The organism is uncultured Acetobacterium sp. (assembly GCF_927416815.1).
Lineage (GTDB): Bacteria > Bacillota > Clostridia > Eubacteriales > Eubacteriaceae > Acetobacterium.
The window spans coordinates 1-22,320 of the sequence record NZ_CAKMJU010000134.1 but is presented as its reverse complement, the minus strand read 5'-3'; the positions used below and the strand labels follow the sequence as shown (position 1 = coordinate 22,320).

17 protein-coding genes and 2 riboswitches are annotated in these 22,320 nt (G+C 46.8%); of the genes, 14 read left to right on the top strand and 3 right to left on the bottom strand.

Annotated features, from left to right (window positions below; genetic code table 11):
* Positions 1–284: 284 nt before the first annotated feature.
* From QZ998_RS16230 to QZ998_RS16205, 6 genes are all read left to right on the top strand, one after another.
* The gene (locus tag QZ998_RS16230; protein ID WP_296561878.1) at positions 285–2,360 is read left to right on the top strand and encodes a hydantoinase/oxoprolinase family protein; all 2,076 of its coding nucleotides are present in this window, start codon (positions 285–287) and stop codon (positions 2,358–2,360) included.
* Positions 2,344–4,071: a hydantoinase B/oxoprolinase family protein gene (locus tag QZ998_RS16225; protein WP_296561877.1), complete on the top strand. Its 1,728-nt coding sequence runs from the start codon at positions 2,344–2,346 to the stop codon at positions 4,069–4,071. The genes QZ998_RS16230 and QZ998_RS16225 overlap by 17 nt, the downstream gene beginning before the upstream one ends.
* Positions 4,071–4,640: a UbiX family flavin prenyltransferase gene (locus QZ998_RS16220; protein ID WP_296561876.1), complete on the top strand. Its 570-nt coding sequence runs from the start codon at positions 4,071–4,073 to the stop codon at positions 4,638–4,640. Before QZ998_RS16225 ends, QZ998_RS16220 begins: the two co-directional genes overlap by 1 nt.
* A complete protein-coding gene (locus tag QZ998_RS16215) occupies positions 4,633–4,995 on the top strand; it encodes a hypothetical protein (RefSeq protein WP_296561875.1) in 363 nt (120 codons plus the stop codon). Before QZ998_RS16220 ends, QZ998_RS16215 begins: the two co-directional genes overlap by 8 nt.
* Before the next feature lie 263 nt (positions 4,996–5,258).
* On the top strand, positions 5,259–6,182 hold the full coding sequence (locus QZ998_RS16210; protein WP_296561874.1) for a MoxR family ATPase: 924 nt from the start codon (positions 5,259–5,261) through the stop codon (positions 6,180–6,182).
* Between the two features lie 33 nt (positions 6,183–6,215).
* On the top strand, positions 6,216–7,982 hold the full coding sequence (locus QZ998_RS16205; RefSeq protein ID WP_296561873.1) for a nitric oxide reductase activation-like protein: 1,767 nt from the start codon (positions 6,216–6,218) through the stop codon (positions 7,980–7,982).
* Between the two features lie 133 nt (positions 7,983–8,115).
* Here QZ998_RS16205 and QZ998_RS16200 read toward each other — a convergent pair whose 3' ends face one another.
* Both QZ998_RS16200 and QZ998_RS16195 read right to left on the bottom strand, forming a co-directional pair.
* Positions 8,116–8,904 (bottom strand): family 1 encapsulin nanocompartment shell protein, encoded by a 789-nt coding sequence (locus QZ998_RS16200; RefSeq protein WP_296561872.1) that lies wholly within the window; start codon positions 8,902–8,904, stop codon positions 8,116–8,118.
* A 28-nt stretch (positions 8,905–8,932) separates the two neighbouring features.
* Positions 8,933–9,277: a ferritin-like domain-containing protein gene (locus QZ998_RS16195; protein ID WP_296561871.1), complete on the bottom strand. Its 345-nt coding sequence runs from the start codon at positions 9,275–9,277 to the stop codon at positions 8,933–8,935.
* Between the two features lie 232 nt (positions 9,278–9,509).
* Positions 9,510–9,695: riboswitch (cobalamin riboswitch) on the top strand.
* Between the two features lie 161 nt (positions 9,696–9,856).
* On the opposite strand from QZ998_RS16195, the gene QZ998_RS16190 reads away from it, so the two are divergent.
* From QZ998_RS16190 to QZ998_RS16175, 4 genes are all read left to right on the top strand, one after another.
* On the top strand, positions 9,857–10,522 hold the full coding sequence (locus QZ998_RS16190) for a hypothetical protein (protein WP_296561870.1): 666 nt from the start codon (positions 9,857–9,859) through the stop codon (positions 10,520–10,522).
* An 88-nt stretch (positions 10,523–10,610) separates the two neighbouring features.
* Positions 10,611–11,513: a YafY family protein gene (locus tag QZ998_RS16185; RefSeq protein ID WP_296561869.1), complete on the top strand. Its 903-nt coding sequence runs from the start codon at positions 10,611–10,613 to the stop codon at positions 11,511–11,513.
* A 71-nt stretch (positions 11,514–11,584) separates the two neighbouring features.
* The gene (locus QZ998_RS16180) at positions 11,585–12,043 is read left to right on the top strand and encodes a GyrI-like domain-containing protein (RefSeq protein ID WP_296561868.1); all 459 of its coding nucleotides are present in this window, start codon (positions 11,585–11,587) and stop codon (positions 12,041–12,043) included.
* A 50-nt stretch (positions 12,044–12,093) separates the two neighbouring features.
* A complete protein-coding gene (locus QZ998_RS16175; RefSeq protein WP_296561867.1) occupies positions 12,094–12,723 on the top strand; it encodes a GyrI-like domain-containing protein in 630 nt (209 codons plus the stop codon).
* 130 nt (positions 12,724–12,853) lie between these two features.
* Here QZ998_RS16175 and QZ998_RS16170 read toward each other — a convergent pair whose 3' ends face one another.
* A complete protein-coding gene (locus QZ998_RS16170) occupies positions 12,854–17,269 on the bottom strand; it encodes a YDG domain-containing protein (protein WP_296561866.1) in 4,416 nt (1,471 codons plus the stop codon).
* 176 nt (positions 17,270–17,445) lie between these two features.
* On the opposite strand from QZ998_RS16170, the gene QZ998_RS16165 reads away from it, so the two are divergent.
* From QZ998_RS16165 to QZ998_RS16150, 4 genes are all read left to right on the top strand, one after another.
* A complete protein-coding gene (locus QZ998_RS16165; RefSeq protein WP_296561865.1) occupies positions 17,446–17,589 on the top strand; it encodes a hypothetical protein in 144 nt (47 codons plus the stop codon).
* Positions 17,590–17,622: 33 nt separating this feature from the next.
* Entirely contained in the window at positions 17,623–18,291 is a 669-nt protein-coding gene (locus QZ998_RS16160; protein ID WP_296561864.1) for a TetR/AcrR family transcriptional regulator, read from the top strand.
* Positions 18,292–18,477: 186 nt separating this feature from the next.
* A complete protein-coding gene (locus QZ998_RS16155) occupies positions 18,478–19,179 on the top strand; it encodes an ABC transporter ATP-binding protein (protein ID WP_296561863.1) in 702 nt (233 codons plus the stop codon).
* Between the two features lies 1 nt (position 19,180).
* On the top strand, positions 19,181–21,835 hold the full coding sequence (locus QZ998_RS16150; protein ID WP_296561862.1) for an FtsX-like permease family protein: 2,655 nt from the start codon (positions 19,181–19,183) through the stop codon (positions 21,833–21,835).
* A gap of 143 nt (positions 21,836–21,978) precedes the next feature.
* Positions 21,979–22,083, top strand: a riboswitch (glycine riboswitch).
* The last annotated feature ends 237 nt before the right edge of the window (positions 22,084–22,320 follow it).

The following is a 22,320-nucleotide window of genomic DNA, read 5'->3' as shown; positions in this document are numbered from 1 at the left end:
AGCGCTTATTTAAATACGTAAAATAGCGGATTTTTGGTTGATCGTCATAGCGCCAGTAGTTTGTTTTAGAGCAATTGGTTAACACCCAACTACCGTACCGACCAATTGTTAATCTGTTGTTCGCTGCGGATTCGGACAGGCGATGCCGTGTCCGCTCCGATGCGTACAACATGATGTAACAATTGTCGGCACTGGTGTATTTTAAATTTTTCACAAAGATACGCCACTATTGACGCTAAGACTTACAAACACTAAAAAATGAAATTGTTAAAGAAGGATAAGAAATGATAAAAATTGCGATTGACACCGGCGGCACCTTTACTGATTACACGTCGGTGGGCTGTATCGGGGACCAGGCTGAACAGCGGATTGCCCTGAAAAACCCGACCAATCATGATTACCCCGCCCAGGGCATTCTGGCCGGACTCAAAGAATTGGCGGTGGCTTGGGGAACCGATCTGGAAAAACTATTGGCTGAGACCGAAAAAATATCCCTGGGGACGACCCTGGCCCTCAATGCCCTGCTGGAGAAAAAAGGGGTTAAAACGGCCTTGTTTACCACGGAGGGATTTCGGGATGCCCTGGAAATTCGTCGGGCGCAGCTGGCTAATCAATGGGATCTGGCGATTGAAAACCCGATGGTGCTGGTGCCCCGCCGGCTGCGATTGGGGATTGAACAGCGGATGGACTATCAGGGAGCGGTGATCAAAGCCCTTAACGAAGAAGCCGTCCGGGTCGCCTGTCAGAAATGTCGGGAAGCTGGCGTAAAAGCCATTGCTGTTTGCTATCTGTTTTCGTTTCTTAATCCCGACCATGAAAAGCGGACGGCTGAGATTATCAGAGCGGAACTGCCCGATGTGTTTGTGTCGCTGTCATCAGAAGTGTCGCCCCGCATCCGGGAATACGAGCGGACTACGACTACAGTGATCAACGCCTATTGTACCCCGGTGTTGGCCGACTATCTGAAGCAGGTCAAAAAAGAGCTGGCCGCTTTCGGCTGGGATAAGCCGATCCATATTATGAAAAACAGCGGCGGTCTCAGCGATTCGGGGGCTCTGGAAAGCTTTGGGGTACAAACCCTGTTATCCGGGCCGGCTGGTGGTGCTGTCGGCAATGAATCCCTGGCCAAAACCCTGGGTCGTACCCATACCGTCCTGGCAGATATGGGCGGAACCAGTTTTGACCTTCATGTGGTCAGCGGCGGTGTCAATCAATTGGTACCCCAAACCGAACTGGACGGCTATCCGCTGAGCATTCCGATGATCGATATCCGGTCTATCGGTGCCGGAGGTGGCAGTATCGCCCATGTGGAAGCCGGCGGAAGGGTGCTGATTGGTCCGGACTCCGCCGGTTCGATTCCCGGCCCGGCCTGCTATAACCAGGGTGGTGAGAATCCCACCGTTACCGATGCCCTGCTGGTGCTGGGACTGATCAACGGCGACAATTTCCTCGGCGGCAAGCTGCCGCTGGCGCTGGATCAGGCGGTTAAAGCGATTAAAGAAAAGGTGGCCGATCCCTTAAATCTTTCAGTCACGGATGCCGCCCGGATTATTTACAGTATCACCGCCGAAATGATGGCCGATGCCCTGCGGCTGGTGACCACCCAAAAAGGAAACGACCCGCGGATTTATAGCCTGATCAGTGCCGGTGGCGCCTTTGGTTTGTTTGCGGCCCGGATTATGGAATCTCTGCAAATGCCGGAAGCCCTGATACCGGTACAGGGGCCAGTCTTCTGTTCCTGGGGGATGCTGGGTGCCGCCTGCCGTTATGACATCAACCAGAGTATTTTAATGGAAAAAAGACAATGGGATGCCAAGCGCTTAAACGCCATGGTTGCGGCTATGAAAGCCGAAGGGGCGGCGCAACTGGAACGGTTGGGGGTAGCGAAAAGTCACCAGCGCTTTGATCTGATGCTGGAAATGCGCTACGTCAGTCAGCACCACGAAATCTCAGTACCTTGGACCCGGGGCGAATTTAGTCCTGAAAGTATTGTTGACGTGGAGCAAGCCTTCTACCACACCCATGAAGCCATTTATGAATATGCCGAAGCCAAGGATTGGGAGATTATCGATCTGCATCTGGCCTGTTCCGAATGCGATCAGGACCATATTTTATTCCCCACGACAACAGCAATAACCGGTGTGACAACGAAAATGGTTGCCGGGGAAGTCTTTAACAGTCACGGCGAGATAGCTGTCCCGGTTTACCGGGAAGGCGATTTAACGGGACGCATTAACGGTCCGGCGTTGATCGATTTTGTTTATACGACGCTGATCGTGCCCACCGGCTGTTATTGTGTTTTAGAGGATGAAGGCATCTTCGCGCTCAGAAAGGAGGCGACCCATGAATCAGCGAACTGACGATATTATTAACCGGACGGTCATTATGAACCGGCTCGACAGCATCACCAGCGAAATGGGGATCGCCCTGGAGCGTTCGGCCCACTCCCCGATTTTTGCCGAAGCCTGTGATTTCGCCTGCTGTATCTGCGACGAGGCCGGCGACCTGGTCTCCCAACTCAGTGGCATTCCAATCCTGGCTACTGCCGGGTCTTTCAGTGTCAAAGCGGTGCTGCGGAAATTCGGCGGAGCTATCGCCGATGGCGATGTTTTTATCATCAACGACCCCTATGACGGCGGCAATCATCTGCCGGATATCGGTATCATTAGCCCGGTATTTTATCAGGACGAGCTGTTATTCTTCTGTGTCAGCCGGGCTCATCACGGCGATATCGGCGGTTCCACCGCTGGCAGTTATAACCCCAAGGCGACGGAGATCTTTCAGGAAGGGCTGCGGATTCCACCGACCCGACTGATGAAAAATAACCAAATGATTACCGACGTGCTGGAGCTGATCCGCCTGAATACCCGAAATCCGGACATGCTCACCAGCGACTTTCTGGCTCAGATCGGTTCCAACCGACTGGCCGCCCGACGGATCAAAGAGATGTTAGGCACCTATTCGGTGGCCACCGTCAGGAAAGCGGTGACGGAGTCGTTGATTCAGACCGAAACCCTGACCCGTCAGCGCATTGCTGCCACGCCAGACGGCACCTACACCGCCGTTGATTATATTGATGATGACGGTTTTCAAACCGAACCGGTTAAAATTGCGGTGGCAGTCACCATCACCGGTGACCAGATGCTGGTCGATTTTACCGGCACCGACGCCCAGGTCAAAGGCTTTATCAACACCTCGGTGGTGACGGCTACCTGTGCTTCCGGTATTGCCGCCTTATGGTTTCTGGGCAAAGACATTCCCAGAAACAGCGGTGCCTTTCGCTGCATTGAGGTCAATCTGCCCGAGGGATCGTTGGTCAATCCCAAACTTCCGGCCCCGATGACCCTCTGCACCCTGACCCCGGCCAGCGAAATCATCGGAACGATTTTTAAAGCCCTGGATCAGGCCCAGTCGGGCCGGGTCTCCGCTGGCTACCATCGTTATCTGGGACCATCTTTTTATGGCGTCGATCCCCGCAATGACCGCTACTATGTCGGCTTTTCCTTTTGTTCATTAGGTAGTGGCGGCGCCATGGCCGGCCATGATGGCAAACCCTATATGGCGACATTATCGAATTTCGGTGGGGTCAAGGCCCCCAATATCGAATCCAACGAAGTGCAATACCCGCACATCACTCTACATCATGAGATGGACAATGATACCGCCGGGGCTGGTGAATACCGGGGTGGCAGCGGCATGAAATACGCCTTTGAGATCACCGCCGAAACAGGTGATATAGTCAATTTTGGCGACGGCATTAGATTTGCCCCCTACGGCCTCCGGGGCGGTCATCCGGGCAGTCTGAACCGCAGTGTTTTTGTTCATGACGGCGAGCAGATCATCATGGCAAGCAAGGAAGCGCCCCGCCATGCCGTCAAGGGTGATCGAATTTACCTGAATACCAGCAGTGGCGGCGGTTGGGGTGAACCGATGAAACGAGCCCCGCAAAAAGTCTATGACGATGTACAAGACGAGATCATCTCTAAAGAAACGGCAGCGAATGTTTACGGGGTCATCATCAATGAAACTGGCATCGATTATGAAAAAACAGAAAAACGGAGAAAACTTTGATGAAAATTGCAGTGGGAATTACCGGCGCATCCGGAGTCGTTTACGGCATCCGGTTACTGGAAGCCTTAAAAGAGACTGAACACCACGTTTCGCTGATCCTCAGCGAATGGGGCAGCAAAACCATTGGCCTGGAAACCAGCTATACCGAAGACTACGTGCTGTCACTGGCCGACAGCGTTTACGACAGCGGGGATATGGCGGCGGCCGTATCCAGCGGTTCTTATGGCATTGACGCCACCGTGATTGCACCCTGCAGCATGAAGACCCTGGCCGGGATTGCCAACGGCTTCAGCGACAACCTGATCGTCCGGATCGGCGATGTGGCCTTGAAGGAACGTAAACCGCTGATTCTGATGGTTCGGGAAACGCCGCTGACCCTGATTCATTTGCGCAATATGACCGCGGTAACCGAGGCCGGTGGGATTATTCTGCCGCCGATGCCGGGCTTTTACCACAAACCCCAATCGATTGATGAAATCATCAACCAGAGCGTCGGCAAGGTCTTCGATATGCTGAGGATCCCCCACCATCTGTTTACCCGCTGGGGTCATGAGGATGGCCATGAGTGAGCGCATCAAAATGACCCAGGGCACCGGCTCAACGGCGCTTCATTATGAAATCATCCCCGTTGGCAATGACTGGCTGATTTTACTCACCGGCGGCGATGCCCATATTGGCTGCACCGCCATTGGCGATGATGGTCGCCTTTGCTCTTACACGCCACAGTCCCATAAGGATGATGCCCTGGCGATACCGCTGGCCAAAAAGGTTTCACAAACCTTGACTTGTGTCTGCACGGTGGTGGCTGGATTTCATCTGGATGAGATAACCCGGGAAGAAATTACTGCGGTCGTTGAGAATGCGGATAGCGGGATGATTCAGGTCTTAAAAGTCATTGGGGAAAAGATGGATCAGAAAAAATGATAAGAATAGAACAGGGTTTGCGCCCTGTTTTTTAAGTTCACATAATTTCCTATAAAAGTGTGATTGCGATCACATAAGTAAATAATAATGTGATTTTACCAGCAGGGGAATTAATATCAGCTTTGGAGAGAAGTCTTAAAAACGGATAAATTTTTGTGGTTTTGCATTTTTTCTAACCATTCCACTGGGTTTTGTGTTATATTCAAATCATTCTAAATAAACTGACAAAATCGATGCATGGCATTGACAGAAAGGAAAAACAAATGAGATTAACACAGGAATTACTAAAACAGGGTATCAGCGAAAAGCTGCTTGACGATATAAAATATTTTAAACACTTTTATAAACTGGATGAGCGTCTGCAGGATCGGGTTCCTAGTACCGAGACCGTTTTTTATGGTAAGGATATCTGGTCGATGTGCATTACCGCTATTTTAGAGGGCGAGAATATTTTGCTCTCCGGGCCCAAGGCTACCGGGAAAAATGTTTTGGCCGATAATATCTGCGAGCTTTTTAACCGTCCCCAGTGGAACACCTCCTTCCATGTCAACACCGATAGCTCCAGCCTGATTGGTACCGACACCTTTATTGACAACGAGGTGCGGTTGCGGCGCGGGTCGGTCTATGAGTGTGCCATCAATGGTGGCTTTGGGGTTTTTGATGAAATCAATATGGCTAAAAATGATGCCCTGGTGGTACTCCACTCGGCGCTAGATTACCGTAAGGTCATCGATGTACCGGGCTATGAAAAAATCAAGCTCCACGACGCCACCCGCTTTATCGGCACGATGAACTATGAATATGCCGGCACCAAAGAGCTTAATGAAGCCCTGGTATCACGTTTTATGACCATTGATATTCCTCAGATTGAAGAAGATACCCTGATGATTATTTTAAAGGAATATTTCCCAGATGCCAGCGCAGATATTCTGCCGCAGTTTGCCGGCATCTTTCTGGATCTCCAGGCGAAATCAAAGAACTCCGAAATTTCCACCAAATCGGTTGATCTACGGGGGATTATTGGTAGCCTGAAAACCATCCGTCGGGGACTCAAACCGATGCTGGCCGTGGATATGGGCGTGATCGGCAAAACCTTTGACCAGTTTGAAAAAGAAATCGTCCTGGATGTCATCAAAACCCGGATCCGCGAAAGCTGGGAAGCTTCCGATGTTTTTACTGGTATCTAAAAACCCACAATCCAGAGAAGGGAGGTAAACACTTTGAAGGATGCTAAATGGATGTACGAAGACTATGAATTTGATAATCGCATCGCCAATCTGATGTGGACCATTTCCGGAGATTACGACGAAAATATGGACAGCGGTGAAAAGAGCTTTATTTCAAAGAATGTTGCCCTTTACCACGCTGTCACCGCCGGGGGACGACGAAAATACATTAATTGGCCGGCAGTCAAGAAATACGTGATCAGCCGTCATCGTGCCGGTTTTAATAAGGATATACTATTAAGCCTGATTGCCATTGGCAGTGATGTGGTGGTGGAAGAAAAGATTATTGCCGAACGTCCCGGGGTTTATGATATCCGCAAAAATGCCTACGACGATATTCTTAGCAATTATTACAAAATGCACACCAGTGATTTACTAGAAAAGGTTCGTCATGCCATCATTCTGGAAAAAATTGGTAAAACCCCGATGATGGATACCGAAACCCGAAACATTGCCAAAGCGTTAATGGCGCTGCAAAAGCACGAAGATACCATTGAACTGCTGCGTGGCATTGAAGATGTGTATGTCAAATATTTCCCGATGTTTGTCGAAGGCGAAGGCAGCGATGCTTATGAATCGGGTAACAATAAGAATCATATCCGCGGCGATTTTTCTGACTTTATGTTAGAAGAAATGTTTGAAGATCCTGATGACCAGGATATTGAAGCCTCGATTGAAGAAATTGCCGAAGCCCTGCTGGGAGAATCCCAAGGTGATATGGCCAATATTAGCGATGTAAATGACAACCGGATTTTGCGGGTTCAAGAAGAAGATATCGAAAAAATTTATGAAAAAGTAGCCTATTATTATGGCAACTCTTTTCTTGATATAAGTGAAGTCAAAAAACTCCAGAATCGGGTCTGCAAAGGTACCCATGGTAACTGTCGGATTCATATGACCGATGGGGTTGTCCGCAGCGACAGTGACAATGAATTTCAGCAGAAATATGTGCAGCGGCATCAGGTCAAAAACATTGATGTGTTCCGGGCCAACTACAAGGTATTTAAACGCAACATCAATAAATTAAAAGAAAGCATGGCCAGAACCCTGGTTCAGGAAGAAATTGTCGATGCGATTCCATCCGATGCTGGTAGTCTGATCCCCAACAAACTCTGGCGAATTGGCCGCAGCAGCAATAACAAGGTGTTTGTCAAGACGATTGATAACAACAAGGGCAGCTTTGTGGTCGATATCCTGATCGATTCTAGCGGATCTCAGCGACGCAACCAGTCCCGAGTCGCGATTCAGGCCTATATTTTAGCCCATGCCTTAACCCTGGTCGGGATTCCCAACCGGGTGCTGGGCTTTTCCAGTTTTCTGGATTATACCGTGATCAAACGCTTCCGTGATTATGAATCACCGTTGTCTGCCAATGACAATATCTTTGAATATTATTGCTCTGGGAATAACCGCGATGGTTTGGCCATTAAGGCCACCTGTGAAGATTTGATCAAGCGGAGCGAAGACAACAAAATTCTGATTGTCCTGAGCGATGGCCGCCCCAATGACATCAAGGTGGGGAAAGGCCAGGTCAATGATTTAAGTGAAGCCTATCGTGGTCGGGTTGCGATTGCCGATACCGCCCGCGAGGTGCGGTTTGCCAGACAACTGGGGATTATGGTGCTGGGTGTTTTCACTGGTAAGGAGCAGGATCTGATGGCCGAAAAACTGATCTACGGCAAGGACTTTGCCTACATTAAAGACATCAACCGCTTTGCTGATCTGGTTATTAAATACTTAAAGCAGATTATTATAAGTTAAAAAAACCGCTGTCTGGTGAAAGGGATCATCAGGCAGCGGTTTTAATGGCTTTTAAAAGCAGAAAATTGAGTAATTAAAACAGCAGACCACGATCGGTCTGCTGTTTGAGGTTTGTAGTTAAGCTTATTAATGCTTATACGGTATAGGCAATAATAATATTTTCATCCAACACGCGGAAGGTAAAGCTTTCGGTGATAAACAGTTTAACGTCTTCTTGATCATAAGATTCAAAACCAATGGCAAAATCCTGTCCGATGGTTAGTTCAAAGTTTGGATTATCATAAGGGATCAGAAAAGCGCCATCAAGAACAGTGCTTAATAGTATTTTCCCGCCAATGAGAGCTTCGATCTGTTTAATCAGTGGATAACCATGCGAGCTGATGTTGAGGCGATTATAAGCCACCTCACCGACGATTAAAACAAAGGGGCCGGCTTCAAATTTTTCTTTTAATGTAACCAGACCTTTTGAGATTGCCTCCATAATTTGGGAATCGGTTTCACCAAATGGTATCTTTTCGTTGGCACTGACAGTTTCCAGACCCTTAATTTGACCAGCATCAAAGCCTTTATAAACGGCCGTTTCTTCGAACTCGGCAATTTTCTGGACGGCTTCTTCCAGGTTGGTCAAATCAATATCCTTGGCGCCACGGGTCAGGTTATCCAACTCCCAGCGGTTTAGGGTGAAGCTTATTCGCGCTTCAACAAGCGGTTTGATCTTGAAAACACCAGTTTTCACGAGATTTTCATCGTCGTCGATCAGTTCTAATCGACCTTCTGATACGCTTGTAAAGTCAAGACCTTTTGGTCCATTTACGGTGACAGCTTTTCTTGCCGTTAACCGACTTTTTAATACGGCTTCGGCTCTGCCATCAATTTCACTCCAGGCGAGTTGCGTTAAGGGTGCAATTTCTCTTTTTAACATTATTTTCCTCCTTGATTGATTCTCAATATTATTTTAGATCGCCGACATGAATACCGGATGACCTTGCAGGTTCTGGTGCCGTTTCACTTTCTTCGGCTTCCAGAATTGAACCATCGACAAACAGGTAAGTTCGCAATTCTTCGTCCCATTTATCCATGTTTCGTCTTAACCATTCAATGGCCATGCAGGCGTGTTCAATTTCTTCGTCCCGGTTATGTGCCATAATCGCTTTTAATTCAGGGTCGCTTGTTGCTGCCACGCGTTGGTTGTACCAATCAACAGCTTCTAATTCTTCTTTTAAACTATTGATGGCCCGGGTGATATTCATTGTTTTTTCGTCTAATAATTCAATTGGTTCATGATACTGTGCCATAAAATTTCCTCCTTGTAAATATCGGGTATATAATGTTTATACCCAATTGATTGCGAATTAACAGCAAATATTGTTATATCAACAAAATAGTGTTAGGTTTTCCGGTAGGTATTAAGTGTTACTAAAGAAATTGCATCAACAAAATCCAGAGATGATGAAATGTGATAACTCCATAAGGAGACATCGTTGTTAAACATAGAAATATTACTTTGATTAGTCATAATAAACCCCTTGCTAAAAAATGTGTTTTCGATTAGTATAAAGTCAAACCATGACAGAAGGAATGCGGTGGAAATCCGCAACAGTTTCTTTGCTACTGTAAGGCGATCATGGGTGCAGACGGTCATTGGGTTACCCGAGAAGGCTGTTGCAACAAGCCCCGCCAAGTCAGGATATTTCTAAATGGTTAAGATGTTTGAAGCTTCAAAGAAGGCGGCAAATTGTGAGACCATTTGAAAAAGGCCTGATTCGGGGCAGTGTTTTCCTTATCTGGACAAAATATGGCGCACATTTTGTAAACCTTTTGAAAAAAGGTTTTTTTAGTTTTTTGTAAAATAACTTGTCTAGAAAGAGGGAAACATGGATAAAATTAGGATTAAAGAGTTGCCGGTTGATGTTAATATACAGATGCTGATGAAAAAAATGAACGTAACGTGTGATTCACCGATTTATGATGAATATCAGAATGTGGTAGAGCTTTTAAAAAAGCAAATTAAACCAATGGCGATCATTAAAGCCTGTCCAGTTGAAGTATTCTCAAAATATTTAGTCATAATGGATGGGATCAAGTATAAGAGTAAAACGCTTCATTATTTATTAAAAGACCACGAACAGGTTCTTTTATATTTGCTAACAATCGGTGAAATGCCAACAAATCTCCACCATATTGAGCATTATTTCTTGCAGTCACTAAAGTTGTCAATCATGTATGGTGCTATGAAGCATTTAAAAGCAGCAATTCGGGAAGACTATCATCTTAAGCAGGTAGGAATAGCGAATCCCGGTCTGATCCAGGATTGGGCGATTCAGGATAGCAAGGCTATTTTTGACAGCTTTGGCAGCACCTCACAGAAGATCGGACTTGAGATGGGCAAAGGCTATCTTATGCGTCCAGTATACAGTTCTTCTGGGATTCTCTTCGACGATTTCCATAATTATTGCGATTGCTCAGTGTGCAGCATTGATGGTTGCATTGCCAGAGAGGAAAAGATGACGGGCGACGAAAAGATGGCAAATGTTGGGTGAATGCAAACATTTTGTGATCTTTTACGGAAGTGCAATTTGCGGTAAATTTGTGTTAAAATAGAAGAAAAAATAACAAAGGATGAGGGCAATGCAGATCAATCGATTGCTGGAAATGGTCTATATTCTGTTTGAAAAGAAAAAGGTAACCGCCAGAGAATTGGCCGACTATTTTGAAGTATCTCAGCGAACCATTTACCGGGATGTTGAAGCCTTAGGTGCCGCTGGGATTCCCGTTTATGCCGAAAAAGGAAAGGGCGGGGGGATTCGGCTGCTTGATAATTACGTGATTAAAAAATCGCTGCTTTCTGAAAAGGAACAAGTCAATCTGCTGGCGTCCCTGCAGGGGATGAATGTACTAAACGGACCGGAGGTAGATCCGGTGCTTAGAAAACTGGCAACCCTATTTAAAAAAAAGGATGCCGATTGGATTGAGGTAGACTTTTCCCATTGGGGCGGCGGTATCGATGAGCGGGAAAAATTCAATGATTTAAAAAATGCCATTCTTGGGAAAAATAAGATTGCCTTTGACTACTTCAGTGCGAGCGGCCAAAAGACCGAGCGCACCATTGAGCCGTTAAAGCTCATGTTTAAGGGGCAGTCCTGGTATGTTTATGGATTTTGTCTAAGTAAAGAGGCGCTGCGTTTTTTTAAGGTCAGTCGGATTAGGCAGCTCAGGCAGTTATCAGAGGACTTTTTTCGGACCCTGCCAGAAGGCCCTGTTTTCGAAAAACCGGAAATAGGCGGTTCTCAAATTAGGTTAATCCTAAAAATAGACGCTGCCATGGCTTATCGGATCTACGATGAATTCGACCCGGCTTCAATCACTAAACATCAAGACGGGTCATTTTTGGTAGTGAGCTACTTGCCCGAGGATGACTGGGTGCAAGGATATATTCTTTCCTATGGCGATGCCACCGAGGTGTTAGAACCCCAGTGGCTACGGGAGGCGATTAAGAAAAAATTGGAGAACAGTTTAAGAAAATATCTTTAATATGACATTAGGTGTCAGGTTAAACGGTGTATACTGGATTTATCAAAAAGATAGAAAAGAGGTATACACAAATGGATTATGAACTGGTACAACTAGAAGAAAAAAAGTTAGCAGGCCTTAAAATTCAAACGAGCAATACTGATACCCAAATGGGCGAAAAAATTGGGGCGACCTGGCAACGTTTTTACGGGGATGGAATTGAAGCCTCCCTGGCCGGCAGAAAAAATGAGAAGTGCATTGGCCTTTATACCAATTATGAAAATGGTGCGGCCGGTGACTATGACGTGGTGGTTGGCTGTGAAGTTGATGCTACGGTTTCGCAACCAGAGCTGGTTGAGACAGTAACGATTGCTGCCGGTAACTACGCAAAATTCATTATCCATGGCGATGTGCAGAAGGCCGTCGGCGACTTCTGGATGAAGCTTTGGGATATGAAGCTTGACCGCAGATTTGGCAGCGACTTTGAGGAATATCAACCCGGGGAGGACATGGCCAATGCCGAAATTCATGTCTATATTTCACTGAATTAAGGGAGAAATCAAGAGAGAAATTAAGAGAAAAATCAAAGGAGAAACAGGCGATGGACAAAGTCGATTATAAAAAGCAATTTAAGAGCTTATACCTGCCCCAAAAGCAGCCCGCAATGATAGCAGTGCCGCCGATGTCCTTTGCCATGTTAGACGGTAACGGCGATCCCAATGGGGAAGCGTTTGCGGAGGCGGTGACGGCGCTGTACAGCTTCAGCTATGCGGTAAAAATGTCCTATAAGAGTAAAATGATTCCTGACGGCTATTACGACTATACCGTTTTTCCCCTGGAAGGAGTCTGGGATCTGGTCGACACGGCCAAAACCAGCGCCGATAAAAGCAATTATGCCTATACCGTGATGATCCGACAGCCGGATTTTCTGACCGCTGAACTGGCCGCCCGGTTTATCACGGAAGTCAAAAAGAAAAAGCCCAATGCTTGGCTCGATCAGATTCGGCTGGAAGAATTGGAAGAAGGAATCTGCTGTCAGATGCTGCATCTGGGCAGCTATGATGATGAGCTGGCCAGCTTTGCCCAGATGGAAGCCTTTTGCAGTGACCATGGCTATCGGCGTAGCGACAAAACCCATCGGGAGATTTATCTGTCCGATCCCCGGCGGACCGAGACGGATAAATTAAAAACGGTGTTGCGGTTTAAGGTGAAAGCTGATCAGTATGGCTGATCGGTGATGTGGTAAAGCATCGTGGCAAGCCGTAAAAGTGTGTCAAGAGACCCCTGATTCAGGATGAATCAGGGGTCTTTGAGTTTTTGGTTAGCCGAGGCAATCCACGACCGGGTTGGCTATAGGCGTTTTAGTAAGCGTAAAGTGTCAGGCCGCTGCCGTTATAGACCAGCAGGGAGTTGGTAAAGCTGCTGGGGAGGGACAGGCTTGAGTTAGAGCCGATTTGGTTTTTTTGGTATTCAAAAAATTCTTGCATAGTCACATTGTTGTTATTGTCCTGATAAATCAGATAGTCTACTAAGTTGGCATCGGTATAAAAAGTCGGGTTGATTGGGCCTGGTATGATATTTGGTAAGCTATCGTAAGAATTCCAACGGTTGCCACTCCAGGTATAAACGGAGTGGGTCGTATTACCGGCTTGATCAGTGTCAGGGGTGGTGGCAATGGCTAAGGGATAGCCGGAACTATCGATACCAATCAGCGCTTTGCTGCCGTCCAATGTCACCAGAGTACCGTTTGTCCAGGTGCTTAAGTCGGTTGAAGAGTAGATTTTTCCATTACTATCATAGCCGTAAAAGGTCGTTGTAGTCCCCGCTTGCTTGGCATAAAAGAGTTTAAAATCAGAAACGCCAGATGGCGGGGTCAGGGTGCCGGCTGGAGTCCAGGCGGTGTTATTGTAAGGGGTGGAGATAACCGCATTGGCAGCCAGAATCTGACCTTTTTGTGAATAAGTATAATCGGTCATAAGGTAATTGCTGGCATGGTTGCCGGTTAAGCTGCCGCTTAGTTTAATGGTGTAATCACTGCCCGCGGTACTGGTTTTGTTGTTACTGCTATCGTAATAGTCAGCGCTGTAGGTTTCCAGATGTACATCTTCCTGTCCTTTGCTTTCAATGCCGTCAATATAGGCAACACCATCCATACTATTAGCCTTTGTCGAATCAGCTTTGGGAGTGCTTATGAACGTGACGCTGCTGCTGCCATCGGCTTTTTTCATGGTGACCAAAGTGACATTGGCATAACCCAGGATTCTTGGTGTAATCGCCGCCGTTTTCGAGGTATCGGGATCCGGGGCCAGGTAGTTTTTAGCGGCCTCGCCGTCAAGGGTAAAGTGGATGGTCACGGGTTTGGCACTGCCGTCACTGCTGATATTCTTATTATCGTAGCTGGCGGTGGCTTTTACGGTCACGGCATCGTTATTGATCAAGCCGCTGACGGCATCAGCAGCCAGGGGATAATCGGATAACTTGGTTGTGCTATTTGCCAGATAAACATCGGTGGTGGCGTCATACTTTCGCGTTTCGGCGATGGCCGGCAGCTTGCTAGTGTCGAAAGTCAGTTGCAGCGGGGTGATGGTAACTGTGATGGTCTGATTGGCAATCAGATAGTTACCGCTATTGTCACTGGTGGAGTAGCTGATGGTGACAGTTTGCTCGCCGGCATCTTTATCATTGGATGAAAGATTAGCCGTCACAGCTACGCTTTCACCTACAGCAAGCCCGCTGATTTGGGAAGCAGCGACCGCATATGATGATATTTCCTTACCATCTGGATCATAAACCTTACTGGTTCCGTCATAGGGGCGGGAGGTCTTGATAGTCGGTGGGGCGATGGTCAAGGTTTTTGGGGTAATACTGCCGCCGTTGGTGGTAGCGGTCAGGGTTTTTTCGCCCCCCTCAAAAACATAATTGCCGGCTGAAGCACCATCCAGGCTGATGGTATATTTGATGTAAAGATTGTCTCCAACTTGACTGCATTTAGTTTTACACTCATTGTCAGTGTAATAGTCTGCTACTATTTTGGACGAAAGTGTTTTGCCGGCTTCGTCCTGAAACACACCGTTATTATTGCTGCAACTTAATGGTATTTTAAGTTTTGTTGCGGTACTGGTGCCATCATATTCCTTTGTTTTTTCTGTCACGCTTCCGGTATTTAGCGTCAGCGGGGTAATATCAGCTTTTTTGCTGTAATCATCCGGCAGGGGTTGGTAATTCCCGGCAGCATCGCCGGAAAGGGTGTAGCGAATGGTTATCTTTTTATTGGTGCCAACATCCTTGCCGGCATCATAAGTGGCGGTCGCTTTAACAGTCACCTTGTCGGCATCACCCGCTGCAGTATTGCCGGGTATTACAGGCAGATTATAAATTTTATTCGTATTATTGGCCGCCGTAAAGACATCGGCGCTGCCGTCATAAGCTTTGGCCACCGGGGTGGGAGCTACTATCGTCAATGGTCGTGCGGTAATACTGCCGCTTAATGTTTCCATCGCTGCGATCTGGTAGCGTTTATTAGCAGGGTTGCTGTCAATTGTATAGCTAACCGTGATGCTTCTGTTGTTGCTGCCGGCATTTTGATTATCATAGACAGCGGTGACCGTGACATTAATATTGGGGTCGGCTGCTACACCGGTTGCCACACTCATCACGTTATTGCCGGTGGCAATGGTCTTACCATCGTTATCATACACGTCGGTGGTACCATCATAGGTTTTGCTTTTATTGATATTCAGGCTGGCGGCGGAGACCGTCAGGTTTTTTTTGGTAATGGTCCCGGTGCCCGGGTGTTCCGCCGGGGCGCTGTAATTGCCAGCGTCGGTTCCCGACAGCTTATAGCTGCAGGTCACCGGTTTATCAGTCCCTACTTCAATCGCATCCGTTTTACCGCTACTGTTCTGATAGGTAGCGGTCCGGGTGATCGTCAGCGTATCGGCGTTTACCTGGCCAAGGGCTTCGGTAATCACGGTGTTAAGCGTTGTGGTTCCGTCAAATTCCTTTGCGATGGCGGTTGTCGTCGCACTACTCAGAGGTTTTTGCGTAATCTCACCCTTTATGGTCGTGGCGGCTGGCGGATTGTACTTATTGGCATTGGTACCGGAGAGGCTGTAGGTGACGGTAATATCTTTGTTGTTGCCGACGTTTTTATTGTCATAAGTGGCGGTAGCACTTACGGTTACGTTATCGTCAGAGATAATTCCGGTAACCGCCGTAGCATCAAGAACCTTGCTCGCCACATCGGTAGCCGTGGTACCGTCATAGGTTTTAGTCAGGGTAACCGTTGGTGCCGTGGTCACACTCAGACTAATTTTACTCGGTGGTGTATAACCGCCACCGCTATCGCCGCCGGGTTGTGGTTGCGGTGTTGGTTTTGGAATTACTGGGGGAATAACGACTTCGGGATCGACAGTATAGTTCCCGGGTGCTTTTTCAAAGCTGACATTGTTTGAAGCAATTTCAGCTTTGCTGACGGTGCCCGTCCCGGTTACTTTGACGGGAGCCTTTACAGAAAGGTCGGTGACGGTTGTCTGGCTGCCCAGATTTACCGTGCTGTTTTTGGCTTCCGGCGCGATATTGAGCTGCTTAATGCTTGTCTGTTTGTCGGTTTTAACCACGGCATCCGGGGCATTTACAGTTACCGAATCAAAATTACCTTCTAGAATCACTTCTTGACCAGCGGCGTCTTCGCTTAAAACAAATGGAATCCCATCAAGTCCAGCGACCACAATCCGTACGACGCCGGTGGGGGTTTTCTCTACCAGGATGTTCTGATAATCGCCACCGTTAATGTGGATACTGTTTTTGCCGCCGCCGCGAACCCGCAGCTCGCCGGAGACAGTGACGTTATTCAGGGTGACATCGCCGTCACCAACCGCTTCATCAATAATCAGGTTGCCTTCAATGGTCAGGTTCTGAAGCGTGACTTCGGTAGCGGTGATGATTACGTCCTGGCTGATGGTTTCCGAGCCGCTGGTTGGGCCATAGGTGCCGGCTTTATCGTAGACTGTGGATGTGCTTAATTTTTCAAGCTGTTGGATCGCTGCTTCAATGGCTTTGACAGCTCCAGCCACCTCTGCCGCTGTGTTTTTGTCGGTAACGACGTGACTCTTTAGAACCGTCTGCAGATTGGCCCAGGAGGTTTTGGTATAATCAGACTCACTCAAGCCATCTGTTTGTTTAAGCAGGGCCGAGTAGGCACTTAAATCGGTATCCATCGAGGCATCTTTAACAATTTCCAGTTTCAAAGCTTCCAGTCGCAGGGAGCTGCCCACGGTACCAAGCTGTTCGCCGTCGACAACCCATGCGGATGAATCCGCGGGCAGATCCCCCACATCCTGAACGTGTCCCTGATAGTGGACATGATAGCCGGTGGCCTTATTACCGGTGGCATCAAGCAGGACGATTTTAATCGCTTCGATTCGCAGCCCATCGCCGCGGGTGCCGGCATAGTCACCATTTTTGGCCCAGGTGGTTGGATCGGTCTCATCATAGAGCCAGCCGATGTTCTGGACATGGACATTGTAGCGCAGCTCAATATCTGCGGGCAGCGTGTTGGTAGGCTTTAATTCAAAGCCCTCAATCCGTTTGCTTTGGCCAACGGTACCAATCCGATTAGGGCTCGTAACGAAAGAGCCATCGGTTGGGTAATCACCCAGATCTTGAATATGGCCCCGGGAAAGAACCGCGATGGTTTCGGTATCGACCTGGGCAAACACAGAATCAATTGGAATAATCAGGCTGAATGCCAGTAAGACGAATAGAAATTTTTTCATTGTTGCTCCTTTTTTAATGGTTTGAATGCGGATTAATTGCATCAGTAATTTCTGGTGAATGAATAAGCTGATCTGGTCGATCTCAAAATGTAGTTTATTCTAACAGATTATTAGGTCGGACAAAATATCAATTGACGAGTAAAAAACGCTGTTCGCGAATGGAGTGGCAATTATTTATGAAAAATAGCGATGAAGAGATTCTGATTAATGAAAAAGTTGCAGGTATTAATAAAAGTAAAGTTGCAGGTATTAATAAAAGTAACTTGACAATTTTTTTAAAAAAGGATAACATAACAGTGTTATCTAAAGAACTGTGGTAGTCGAAAAGCTTAGTGCTATCAGATGAGGAAATTGTGGTTATCAATATCGACAATGCAATGATAAAGCGGGGAAATCAATTGAAAGACAATAAAGAAACCAAAGAAAAGCTGCTAGTCAGCGCCAAAAAAGAATTTATCGAAAAAGGCTATCTCTCGGCATCGCTGCGCAATATTTGCAAAAATGCCGGGGTTACCACCGGGGCTCTGTATTTTTTCTTTGAAGATAAGGAAGACTTGTATGGCGCATTGGTAGCCGAACCGATAAAAAAACTCCATGCAGTGATGGATCGACACTACGCCGAAGAGCAGGCTCAGATTGATGCCGGCCTTTTGATCGAAAATGATATGGATCACGATGTTGAAGCGGCCATTGAAATCGTTCGTTGCCTCTACTTGCATCGCGATGAATTCATGATGCTGCTGACAAAAAGCCAGGGCTCGCGCTATCAGGAGATCACCGGCGGTTTTGTGATGATCACTGAAAAACATTTCCGGCGGATGGCCGATAATTTAGAAAAAAGCTTTGGTGCCGAGCCGGTGGCTGATTATCTGATCCATTGGATCGCCCATATGCTGATTGATGCTTTTATTCATATTTTGACCCATGAGGTATCAGAAGAAGCAGCAGAGGTGCATGTGCAACAGGTTATCAAATATATGATTGGCGGTTGGGTTGGTTTGTTTACACCTGCAAACAAATGACAAAATAAGACAGCTAGGATCTACCGCTGCTTCCTTTAGTAGAAATCTTTCGCCAGGATCAATGGCTGGGTAAAAGCTAAAGTGAGCATGATTAAAGAAATAAAAAATTTTAAGCCTAACATAACAGTGTTATGTTAGAGCGAGAATGAGCTAAAAAAGAACTAAGAAAGAAAAGAGGGAAGTAATATGTTTCTGGAGATAAGAAATTTAAAGAAAAGCTTTGGTGAAAACGGCAGTTATGTGGAGGTGCTTAAGGGGATTACCACAACGGTCGCAAAAGGCGAAATGTGTGTAATCCAGGGAGCCAGTGGTTCAGGTAAATCGACCCTGCTTAATTGTATCGGGGGCTTAGATACACCAGACAGTGGTGGTGTGACGGTCGATGGTAAAGAAATTGTCGGACTAAAACCGGATGCCTTGTCTGATTACCGCCGCGATTATCTGGGCTTTATCTTTCAATTCTATAATCTGGTACCGAATTTGACCGTTAAGGAAAACGTCGAGGTTTGCAGTTACTTATCGCCAGAACCGATGGAAATAGCAATGCTTTTTGAGGTCTTGGGCTTAACCGAACATCAAAACAAATTTCCTGCCCAGTTGTCTGGTGGCCAGCAGCAGCGTTGTGCGATTGCCAGAGCTTTGGTTAAAAACCCAAAACTGTTGCTGTGCGATGAGCCCACCGGAGCACTAGATTCCAAGACGGCAAAAGATATTCTAATCCTGATGGAAAAAATCAATCAGACCTTTGGGACGACAATGATCATCATCACCCATAATAATGCCATTAAAGAGATGGTTGATCGGGTCATTACCATTAAGGACGGCACGATTTCGGATGCTTATCAAAACCAACAACGGATTCCGGCGGCACATTTGGAGGAATTGTAAGATGCAAAAGATACAAAAGATACAAAAGATACAAAAGATACTGAGAAGACGGATACTTCGCGATTTAAAAGCAAACCTTTTTTATTATCTGGCACCGGGTTTTTTGATTGTGTTGGGGATGTATCTGGTGGTCAGTTTTGTCGGGGCGGCTGATACCGTCATTACCGGGGTAGCCCAAAAAAACCAGATGCTTCATCTCGAAGATGGCCAGTTTTCAGTATTTGTTCCGCTGACGGAAATAGAAGAAAACAACTTGACGGAGTCGGGGATTACCCTGGAAAAACAGTTTTATCTTGATTATCAGGGTCAAAATAACAGCCTGGTACGGCTTTTTAAGAATCGGGAAGCAGTTAATCTGGCCGCGATTGACGACGGTAGAATGCCGGTAACAGCAGGCGAAATATTTCTGGAAAAACACTATGCAAAAAAACATCAGCTAATACCGGGCGGACAAATCACCATAGCCGGACATCGTTTTAGCATCACCGGAATCGGTAGCTTGCCCGATTATGATGCTGTTTTTCAGGAGCTGTCTGACAGTGTTGTAGAAAGTGAAAGCTTTGGATATGGGCTTGTAGTAGCAGCGGATTATGAAATGATGAAGGCAGAAGGATCGGCCATCAAATCAGAAAGCTTCACTTACGCTTATCGCTTAAACGGCGTCACCGATGATGACTCCTTAAAAGAACGGCTAAAGGCTTTTAACTTTGCGCCCAGTACGGTTGACGATCCCTATTTTCAGGACTACTGGAGCCGCACCGGCGGGAGAAAGGATGATCTTAAGGATGGTATTCAGGAGTTGCTAGATAGCTCCCAGGATCTGGAAGCAGGATTATCGGAACTGAGTGATGCTGGTGGTGAGCTGTTAAGGGCGACCGATACCATGGCCGAGACGATCACTGCCATGGCGGCAGCAACGGGCACAGCTTCGGCGGCAACGCGGCAGGGAATGGCCAACTATCAGGACGGCTTATGGGACTATACTAATGGGGTGGACCAGGCTGCCGGGGGTGCCCTCGAGATGTCAGACGGGATTCGTGAATTGCAGCAAAAGACCGACACACTGACAGATACTTATTTTAAGAATGATCTGAGTAACCTGACAACTTTTTTGACAGCTGCAAATAACCCCCGAATAGCGGCCTCGGCCGATGATCAGGTGATCAATAAAATTGCCGGGCTGATTGCCGGGGTCATAGTGATGATGCTATTTACCTATATGATCTCTGTTTTTGTAATTCATTCGATTGATCGGGAGCGGCCGGTTATCGGGGCTCTTTATGCCTTGGGGGTGACCAAAAAAGACCTGATGCGACACTATCTCACATTGCCAGTAAGCATTGCTTTTTTAGGTGGCGTGATCGGGACGGCCATCGGCTACAGTCAATGGGGGGTTAATCTGCAAATGACTGAGTCGCTAAATTATTTTTCGGTTCCCAACCTGGCCACGGTTTATTCGCTACCACTGTTAGTCTACGGGATCGTGATGCCGGTGGTTGTGGCCGCTATTGTCAACGCCCTGGTGATTCGCAAAAAACTTTCCCAAAATGTCCTGGATCTGTTGTCCAATCGGGAAAACGATCAGCGGGCAGCGACGATCACCCTAAAACGCTTTGGCTTTGTCCGGCGTTTTCAAATCCGGCAGATGATCAGGGAGGCCAGGACCAGCCTGACGGTTGTTTTTGGTCTGTTTATCGCCTTGTTGATCATGATGTTAGGACTAAACTGCTATGCGATCTGTAGCCACGTCAGCATTGAGAACAAAGCCGATACCCGCTTCGAATACATGTATAGCTATAAGTATCCCACCGAAGCGGTGCCAGCGGGCGGGGTGGCCGCCTTTGGCAAAACTCTGAAAAAAGAAGTCTTTGGCTATAACCTGGATGTGACACTATTGGGAATAGATGTGAGTAACCCCTATTTTGATGCCGCGGTTACAAAGGGACAAAATAAGGTTATCATTTCTTCGGCAGTGGCCAGGAAATTTGACCTAGAAGTCGGAGATGTGCTGGTGTTAAATGATGAGGACGATGAAAAATTGGCAGCCTTTACGGTTGACGGGGTGACAGCCTACGCATCAGGGCTCTTTGTTTTTATGAATTTGGCAGATATGCGCGCGTATTTTGGTGAAACTGACGATTATTATAACATTGTCTTTTCCGATCAGCCGTTAAATCTGGAAACCGGTCGACTAACTAATGTTACCACCAGGGAAGATATTATCAAGGGTGCCGATGTTTTTATTAGCCAGATGACCGCTTTGATTATTACGATGGTGACAGTAGCTCTGATCCTGCTGGCGGTGGTGATGTATCTGATGATGCAGGTGATGGTTGATCGTTCCAGTTTTGCGATTGCCCTAATGAAGATCTTCGGCTATCGGGCTAAGGAACTCAGAAAGCTTTATATAAACGGTAATTTCTACGTCATTGCAGTGGGTGCAGTGATCAGCATTCCCCTGGCCAAATGGATGATGGATCAAGTCTACCCGATCCTGGTTTCAAATGTGGCTTTGGGCTTTAACTTAAGCTTTCCCTGGTGGCTCTATGCCGGGGTCTACGGGGTGATTTTATTTTTATATCTAGTCATTAATACATTACTCTTGCAGCGGCTTAATAGAATAAGCCATGCTGAAGTATTAAAAAATCGCGAATAAGGTAAATATTCTTAATAAAACAGATCCGGTAGTTGACAATTCCCATTGGAAAGGGTTATACTCACATAAACACAAGAAAATATAAATGTGAAATATTTAAACGAGATGAAATGCACCAAAGACAATAAAATAGTTGCGAATGGATGATGGCTACGGGAGAGTCTGCTTAAGTGCAGCACCGAAGGATTAAATTGATAGAATAGCTCATATCAGTGATGATCTCAGGTAAAGGGGACCGTAACCGGACATAACTCTGGAAAGCGTAGCACCGAAGGGGCAACTTCCGAAATGGAAGGAAACTCTCAGGTTAATAACAGAGCAGAAGGCGTAAGCCTTCTGTTTTTTTGTTTAATAGGAAATTACGCAAAACAAGAAAAAATAAAATAAACGCCCAAAAGGAAAAAAGGGTATAACAAACAAGCCTTCAAACGAATGAAAAAAGATCAGAAGATGAAGAGATCCTCATCATCGAAGAAAGCATCATT

Bases quoted from the DNA above. Each gene is read 5' to 3' on its own strand.
- QZ998_RS16230 (WP_296561878.1), top strand. From the start codon at position 285: ATGATAAAAATTGCGATTGACACCGGCGGCACCTTTACTGATTACACG.
- QZ998_RS16225 (WP_296561877.1), top strand. From the start codon at position 2,344: ATGAATCAGCGAACTGACGATATTATTAACCGGACGGTCATTATGAAC.
- QZ998_RS16220 (WP_296561876.1), top strand. From the start codon at position 4,071: ATGAAAATTGCAGTGGGAATTACCGGCGCATCCGGAGTCGTTTACGGC.
- QZ998_RS16215 (WP_296561875.1), top strand. From the start codon at position 4,633: ATGAGTGAGCGCATCAAAATGACCCAGGGCACCGGCTCAACGGCGCTT.
- QZ998_RS16210 (WP_296561874.1), top strand. From the start codon at position 5,259: ATGAGATTAACACAGGAATTACTAAAACAGGGTATCAGCGAAAAGCTG.
- QZ998_RS16200 (WP_296561872.1), bottom strand. From the start codon at position 8,904: ATGTTAAAAAGAGAAATTGCACCCTTAACGCAACTCGCCTGGAGTGAA.
- QZ998_RS16195 (WP_296561871.1), bottom strand. From the start codon at position 9,277: ATGGCACAGTATCATGAACCAATTGAATTATTAGACGAAAAAACAATG.
- QZ998_RS16190 (WP_296561870.1), top strand. From the start codon at position 9,857: ATGGATAAAATTAGGATTAAAGAGTTGCCGGTTGATGTTAATATACAG.
- QZ998_RS16185 (WP_296561869.1), top strand. From the start codon at position 10,611: ATGCAGATCAATCGATTGCTGGAAATGGTCTATATTCTGTTTGAAAAG.
- QZ998_RS16180 (WP_296561868.1), top strand. From the start codon at position 11,585: ATGGATTATGAACTGGTACAACTAGAAGAAAAAAAGTTAGCAGGCCTT.
- QZ998_RS16175 (WP_296561867.1), top strand. From the start codon at position 12,094: ATGGACAAAGTCGATTATAAAAAGCAATTTAAGAGCTTATACCTGCCC.
- QZ998_RS16170 (WP_296561866.1), bottom strand. From the start codon at position 17,269: ATGAAAAAATTTCTATTCGTCTTACTGGCATTCAGCCTGATTATTCCA.
- QZ998_RS16165 (WP_296561865.1), top strand. From the start codon at position 17,446: ATGAAAAATAGCGATGAAGAGATTCTGATTAATGAAAAAGTTGCAGGT.
- QZ998_RS16155 (WP_296561863.1), top strand. From the start codon at position 18,478: ATGTTTCTGGAGATAAGAAATTTAAAGAAAAGCTTTGGTGAAAACGGC.
- QZ998_RS16150 (WP_296561862.1), top strand. From the start codon at position 19,181: ATGCAAAAGATACAAAAGATACAAAAGATACAAAAGATACTGAGAAGA.